This window comes from Acinetobacter sp. OYA S30 (assembly GCF_033599315.1).
Lineage (GTDB): Bacteria > Pseudomonadota > Gammaproteobacteria > Pseudomonadales > Moraxellaceae > Acinetobacter > Acinetobacter baumannii.
Genome location: NZ_JAWVAV010000001.1, coordinates 273447 through 280068, shown reverse-complemented (window position 1 = coordinate 280068; position 6622 = coordinate 273447). Strand labels below are relative to the sequence as shown.

At 42.2% G+C, this 6622-nt stretch carries 7 protein-coding genes; 4 read left to right on the top strand and 3 right to left on the bottom strand.

The features are described from left to right. Nucleotides 1–214 precede the first annotated feature (214 nt). From rimP to R5R67_RS01275, 4 genes are read left to right on the top strand one after another with little or no spacing between them, the layout of a single operon-like run. Complete coding sequence (gene rimP / locus R5R67_RS01290) at nt 215–739, top strand: ribosome maturation factor RimP (RefSeq protein ID WP_000777730.1); 525 nt, start codon at nt 215–217, stop codon at nt 737–739. A 37-nt stretch (nt 740–776) separates the two neighbouring features. Continuing rightward, nucleotides 777–2261, top strand: a complete 1485-nt coding sequence (gene nusA / locus R5R67_RS01285) for a transcription termination factor NusA (RefSeq protein ID WP_000532248.1) — start codon at nt 777–779, stop codon at nt 2259–2261. A gap of 10 nt (nt 2262–2271) precedes the next feature. Beyond that, nucleotides 2272–4947, top strand: coding sequence for a translation initiation factor IF-2 (gene infB, locus R5R67_RS01280; RefSeq protein ID WP_017725194.1), 2676 nt, complete (start codon nt 2272–2274; stop codon nt 4945–4947). Next, nucleotides 4947–5348 (top strand): ribosome-binding factor A, encoded by a 402-nt coding sequence (locus R5R67_RS01275; RefSeq protein WP_000897046.1) that lies wholly within the window; start codon nt 4947–4949, stop codon nt 5346–5348. Before infB ends, R5R67_RS01275 begins: the two co-directional genes overlap by 1 nt. 56 nt (nt 5349–5404) lie before the next feature. Here R5R67_RS01275 and R5R67_RS01270 read toward each other — a convergent pair whose 3' ends face one another. From R5R67_RS01270 to R5R67_RS01260, 3 genes are read right to left on the bottom strand one after another with little or no spacing between them, the layout of a single operon-like run. Continuing rightward, complete coding sequence (locus R5R67_RS01270) at nt 5405–5809, bottom strand: Na+/H+ antiporter subunit G (protein WP_001167535.1); 405 nt, start codon at nt 5807–5809, stop codon at nt 5405–5407. A gap of 12 nt (nt 5810–5821) precedes the next feature. Further along, nucleotides 5822–6097 carry a monovalent cation/H+ antiporter subunit F gene (locus R5R67_RS01265; RefSeq protein WP_000154076.1) on the bottom strand — a complete coding sequence of 92 codons (276 nt, stop codon included), beginning with the start codon at nt 6095–6097 and terminating at the stop codon, nt 5822–5824. Further along, nucleotides 6094–6621: a Na+/H+ antiporter subunit E gene (locus tag R5R67_RS01260; protein WP_001177205.1), complete on the bottom strand. Its 528-nt coding sequence runs from the start codon at nt 6619–6621 to the stop codon at nt 6094–6096. The genes R5R67_RS01265 and R5R67_RS01260 overlap by 4 nt, the downstream gene beginning before the upstream one ends. Nucleotide 6622 lies beyond the last annotated feature (1 nt).

Here is a 6622-nt window from a genome sequence, read left to right as displayed (position 1 = left end):
GTTTCTTAAAGAGGCTCACAGACAAGGTGGGCCTTTTTGCACAGTGGACTATTGTTTTCTGTGCTATATAGGGGCGATTAACGCCCTTTTTTATTGGTTATCGTATCGCTATCGTGTAGTGTCGACATCAATTGGTCAAATAGTCATGCTTCACTATAGTAAGTCTGTGTCGGTTAAAACAACCGATTGAATCGCACGAGAATGACGAGAGTAAATGAAATTATCAAATAAATCCCAAGCATTGTATGACATGATTGCTCCAGCAGTGGAGGCATGTGGTGTCGACCTTTGGGGAATTGAATTCCTTCCACAAGGTAAGCGTTCATTATTGCGTATTTATATCGATAGACCGGTTGATGAAAATGCTGAACCAGTGATTAATGAAGATGGTGAAGTAGAGCAAGGCCGCGGTATTGGTGTAGAAGATTGTGTTCGTGTTACACAACAGGTCGGCGCAATGCTGGATGTCCATGATCCGATTTCAGGTGAATATGCATTAGAAGTTTCTTCACCAGGTTGGGATCGCCCATTTTTTCAACTCGAACAGTTGCAAGGCTACATTGGACAACAGGTTGCTTTGCGTTTGATTGCTGCAGTAGAAAATCGTCGTAAATTTCAAGCAAAACTCCTTGCTGTAGACCTTGAAAATGAAGAGATTCAGGTTGAAGTTGAAGGAAAGCATGTGCTTGATATCGACAGCAACAATATCGATAAAGCAAACTTGATCTATCAAGATTAAATTTATTTAAATTATATAAGAAATCGGTAGGTGACTTATGGGCCGCGAAATTCTTACCGTTGTTGAAACGGTTAGTAATGAAAAAGGTGTTAGTCGTGAAGCGATCTTCGAAGCTTTAGAACAAGCTCTAGTTGCTGCAACGAAGAAAAAATTTTACGAGGGTACCAATTCTGAAGAAGCTCAGCTTCGTGTAGAAATTGATCGTAGAACTGGTGATTACCGTACATTCCGTCAATGGACTGTTGTGGCAGATGAAGATCATGAAATGCCAGCATGCCAAGACGCAATTTCTGATGTTGATCCTGCAAAATGGTCAATTGGCGACGTTCGTGAGCTTGAAGTAGAATCGATTGAGTTCGGTCGTATCGCTGCGCAGATTGCGAAACAGGTTATCGTACAAAAAATTCGTGAAGCAGAGCGTGCATTAGTTGCTGATGCTTATGAATCAAAAGTTGGCGAGCTAATTTACGGTGAAGTGAAAAAGCAAACTAAAGATGGTTTCATCATTGACTTAGGTGACAATGCTGAAGCTTATTTAGCTCGTGAAGAAATGATTCCTAAAGAGATTCTTCGTCCAAAACAACGTGTAAATGCTATTTTATATAGTGTAAACCGTGAAGGCCGTGGTGCTCAGCTTCTATTATCACGCGCTAAGCCTGAAATGCTTATTGCTTTGATGAAGAAAGAAATTCCTGAAATTTCTGAAGAAATTATTGAAATTAAAGCTGCGGCGCGTCAACCAGGTGTTCGTGCGAAAATCGCAGTAAAAACGAACGACCACCGTATTGACCCTGTTGGTGCATGTATTGGTATGCGTGGAACACGTATCCAAGCGGTACAGCAAGAGTTAAATGGTGAGCGTATTGATGTTGTAGTTTGGTCTGATGATCCAGCTCAATACATCGCAAGTGCATTAGAACCAGCTGATGTATCAGGCATTGTGCTTGATGAAGATGCAAAAAGTGCAGACATTATTTTTGCTACCAACGATCAATTGGCACGTGCGATTGGTTCGCAAGGTCAAAATGTTCGTTTAGCTTCTGATTTAACTGGCTACAAACTCGACATGATGCTTGAAGAAGAGTATCGTGCTCGTCAGCAGAATGAAGCTCAGCAATATCTCGACATGTTCGTATCACGTTTAGATATTGAAGAAGACTTGGCAATGGCGTTAGTAGAGATGGGCTTCACTTCTTTAGAAGAGATTGCTTATGTGCCAGCTGAAACTTTTGACGAAATTGAACTTGACGCTGAGTTAGTTGAGTTATTGCAAAGTCGTGCAAAAGAAGCTGCATTAACTGATGCATTGAAACAGCAAGAAAATATTCAAGAACCGAGTGCAGACCTTCTCAATATGGAAGGCATGACCTCTGAGATCGCTTACTCGCTAGCCGCTCGCGGTATTATTACTGTTGATGATTTGGCAGATCAAGCAACTGACGATATCTCTGATATTGAAGGTCTTGGTCATGAAAAAGCAGGTCAATTGATCATGAAAGCTCGCGAATCATGGTTTAACTAGGAGATGAAATATGACGGACAAGTCGATTAAAGAGTTAGCTCTCAGCGTAGGACGTCCTGTTGAGAAGCTCCTAGAACAGGCTCGTGAAGCAGGTTTGCCTCAACGTACAGCAGACGACATTATTACCACTGAACAACAGGATACCTTAGTCAATTATTTGAAAAAGGTGCATGGTCAGGAAAGTGGTAACACAGGAAAAATTGCGTTGAAACGTAAAACAACCAGTACCGCTAAAGTTGCAAGTACTTCGGGTAAAGCAAAAACTATTAACGTAGAAGTACGTAAAAAACAGGTTTTTGCTAAACCAAACCCAGAACAAATTGCAGCAGAAGCTAAAGCGCGTGCAGAACAACAAGCGCGTGAAGCTGCAGAGCAAAAAGCGCGTCTTCAAACAGAGCAAAAAGCAAAAGCAACTTTAGATGCAATGCGTGCTGCTCATCAACAAGATAGCGCTGCACAGTCAGCTCCTAAAGCTGCTGTTGTAGTGAAAAAACGTGGTGGTGGTACAGTAAAACCTGCACCAAAACCAGCAGAAACATTAGAGCAAAAGAAAGCGCGTGAAGCACAAACAGCTCAGTTGAAAGCAACTGAAGAAGCTGCACGTCGTAAAGCGGCTGAGGAAGCTCAGCAGCGTACGCTTGAACAAATGCGTAAGATGGCATCTAAATATTCAAATGATGATGCTACTGCAACTATTCGTGTGATTGATGATTCTCCTCTTGCTTCAGGTCTTGTTGGCCAAGCTTATGAAGATTCATTTAATCAAGAAGACCGTGAAATTAAACGTGGTGGTGCTACAACTAACCCTCGCGCTGGTAAGAAAGGCGGTCGTCGTGGTCAAGAAGAGCAAAGCTTCGTTAACCATAACAAACGTGGTTTAAAATCAAGCCAAGCGAACAAGCATGGTTTTGAAAAGCCAGTTAAAAAGCAAGTCTATGATGTAGAAATCGGTTCAAGCATTGTTGTTGCCGATCTTGCTCAAAAGATGGCGATTAAAGTACGTGAAGTTATCAAGACACTTATGAAAATGGGTGAATTGGTTAACCAGAACCAGACAATTGACCAAGATACAGCTGCACTTGTTGTAGAAGAAATGGGTCATAACCCTGTTCTAGTTTCTGATACACAAGCAGAAGATAACTTACTTGAAGCAGCTGAAGAAGCACGTGGTGAACAAACTACTCGTCCTCCAGTTGTTACAATCATGGGTCACGTTGACCATGGTAAAACATCATTGCTTGACCGTATCCGTCGTTCTAAAGTGGCGGCAGGTGAAGCAGGTGGTATTACCCAGCACATTGGTGCATATCACGTTGAAACAGACAAAGGGATTATTACATTCCTTGATACACCGGGACATGCAGCATTTACTTCAATGCGTGCACGTGGTGCTAAAGCAACGGATATCGTGGTATTGGTTGTTGCAGCAGATGACGGTGTAATGCCGCAAACTGCAGAAGCGATTGACCATGCACGTGCAGCAGGAACTCCAATTATTGTTGCTATCAACAAAATGGATAAAGAATCTGCTGATCCAGACCGTGTGTTAAATGAATTAACAACCAAAGAAATCGTTCCAGAAGAATGGGGCGGTGATGTTCCGGTTGCTAAGGTTTCAGCACATACTGGCCAAGGTATTGATGAACTCCTTGATTTAATTTTGATTCAATCTGAATTGATGGAATTAAAAGCATCTGCTGAAGGTGCTGCACAAGGTGTTGTTATTGAAGCACGTGTGGATAAAGGCCGTGGTGCAGTAACTTCGATTCTTGTTCAAAACGGTACATTAAATATTGGTGACCTTGTTCTTGCTGGTTCATCATATGGCCGTGTTCGTGCGATGTCTGATGAAAACGGTAAGCCGATTAAGTCAGCAGGACCATCTATTCCAGTGGAAATTTTGGGTCTACCAGAAGCTCCAATGGCGGGTGATGAAGTTCTTGTCGTAAATGACGAGAAGAAGGCACGTGAAGTTGCTGATGCTCGTGCAGACCGTGAACGTGAAAAACGTATCGAACGTCAAAGTGCAATGCGTCTTGAAAACATCATGGCATCTATGGGCAAAAAAGACGTTCCTACAGTGAACGTTGTTTTAAGAACAGATGTTCGTGGTACTTTAGAAGCATTGAATGCTGCATTACATGAACTCTCTACTGATGAAGTAAAAGTTCGCGTAATTAGTTCTGGTGTTGGTGCGATCACTGAGTCTGACGTAATTCTTGCCGAGTCTTCAGAAGCTGTATTGTTAGGCTTCAACGTTCGTGCTGATACAGCTGCTCGTCAGAAGAGTGACCAAGACGGTATCGATATTCGTTACTACAGCATCATCTATGAATTGATTGATGATGTAAAAGATGCCATGAGCGGTAAACTTGCTCCTGAACACCGTGAAACTATCTTGGGTGTTGCTCAAGTACGTGAAGTGTTCCGTTCTAGTAAGTTTGGTGCTGCTGCGGGCTGTATGGTTATGGAAGGCGTGATTCACCGTAACAAGCCAATCCGTGTCTTACGTGATGATGTTGTGATTTTCCAAGGTGAACTTGAATCATTACGTCGTTACAAAGATGTCGTTGATGAAGTTCGTGCCGGTATGGAATGTGGTCTTGCCGTGAAAGGTTATAACGACATCAAACCTCTTGATAAGATTGAGGTTTATGATGTTCAAATGGTTAAACGGAGTCTTTAATGGCGGGTGGACAACGCTTAAAGCGAATGGCGGATTCAGTACAGCGCGAGCTTTCTGAACTTATCCGTCAGGAGTTGAAAGATCCGCGTCTGGGTGGTCTTGTGACCATCTCAGGCGTTAAAGTCAGTCCGGACTTAGGTTATGCCGATGTCTATGTGACCGTGATGGGTCGTGAATTAAGCGATGACCAAAACGAAGTGGCTCACCGTGAAACACTAGATATTTTGAATAAAGCATCTGGTTTTTTACGTCAGGAGTTGAGTCGTCGTATTAAAACGCGCATCACGCCTCGCTTGCGTTTCCATTACGATAAAACTAATGCATATGGTAACTATATGTTTGGTCTTATCGAAAAAGCGGTACAAGATTTACCGAAACGTGAGTCAGATGACGAAGAGTAATGAAAACTCAAAATAAAAAAGCCACCTTGGGGTGGCTTTTTTATGTGTTCAAGTTTTTATTCTTGAGGAGGTTCCATGGGGGGGGTGTTTTGTGAAAAACGTTGCCCAATTTTATAACGATCCCACGGTAGAGGACGTTCAATAGCTTCAGGAACTTCACCACTCAATGAGCGTAAACGTAAATGTAGCGCGGCTTGAGCAATTAAGTTGGCTGATACAGGTGCAGTAATAAAAGCCAACAATGTAATAAGTAACTCGGCAAAGCCAAATCGGCCTTGAAAAGCAAAAAAGATCATTGAAGCAATTAAAAAGCTACCTAAGCCTAATGTACTCGACTTGGTAGGTGCATGTAGTCGCATGAATAAATCGGGTAGACGTACCATACCGATAGATCCGACTAACATAAAAAAAGCACCGAAAACCAGAAAGATCGAAACAATAATTTCCATTGTAATTTGCATTTTGACCTTCCCCTAATCGATTACATGACCGGTTGTAAAATAACGAGCTAAAGCAGCCGTTGAAACAAACCCTAGCATAGCGACTAACAACGCCCCTTCGAATAAAGAGGTGGTTGTCCAATAAATGCCTAACACAATAATGAGACAGGTCGCATTTAAAAATAGGGTATCAAGCGCTAGTAGGCGGTCGACAATAGATGGTCCCATCACCATTCGAAAAAGGCAAAGCAACATAGAGATTGTGATAGCAATCAAGCTAATGCCAAGAGCATAAGGTAGGATGGTCATGCGTTGTCCTCCGATTTGCTTTTCACATCAAAAATTTCCATGAGTGGAGCCTCATAGCGTTGTTTGATGTCTTGCACATCACTTTCAGTATTTTCTGTGCTAAGAGAGTGGACCAAAATATCACCACGCTCTTGATCAATACCGGCAGAGACCGTGCCAGGCGTTGTGGTAATAATCATTGCCAGTAAAGAGTTTACTTGTTCATGTTCTGTTTCTAATGGAACACGGTACCATTTAGGATGTAATTTTTTCGGTGACCCTAATACCAGTTTAGCAACCCGAAAATTGGAAACAATAATATCCCACAAGACAACAAAACACAGTTTTATGGCAGGTTTCCAATGGATATGCGGGGTTCTGGTAATAAAAGGACGAACTAGACGAGGAATAACAAGCCCCAAAATTACAGCCATAAGCAGGTCGCTCGCATCAAGACTATGCGCGAGCATTAACCAGAAGATGATAATCAAAAAAGAAACAAATGGATGCGGAAACCAGCGGTCAAGCAATTTAGATAGCTGCATT

Coding starts and splice junctions, on each gene's coding strand:
- infB (WP_017725194.1), top strand. CDS start 2,272: ATGACGGACAAGTCGATTAAAGAGTTAGCTCTCAGCGTAGGACGTCCT.
- R5R67_RS01260 (WP_001177205.1), bottom strand. CDS start 6,621: ATGCAGCTATCTAAATTGCTTGACCGCTGGTTTCCGCATCCATTTGTT.
- nusA (WP_000532248.1), top strand. CDS start 777: ATGGGCCGCGAAATTCTTACCGTTGTTGAAACGGTTAGTAATGAAAAA.
- rimP (WP_000777730.1), top strand. CDS start 215: ATGAAATTATCAAATAAATCCCAAGCATTGTATGACATGATTGCTCCA.
- R5R67_RS01275 (WP_000897046.1), top strand. CDS start 4,947: ATGGCGGGTGGACAACGCTTAAAGCGAATGGCGGATTCAGTACAGCGC.
- R5R67_RS01270 (WP_001167535.1), bottom strand. CDS start 5,809: ATGCAAATTACAATGGAAATTATTGTTTCGATCTTTCTGGTTTTCGGT.
- R5R67_RS01265 (WP_000154076.1), bottom strand. CDS start 6,097: ATGACCATCCTACCTTATGCTCTTGGCATTAGCTTGATTGCTATCACA.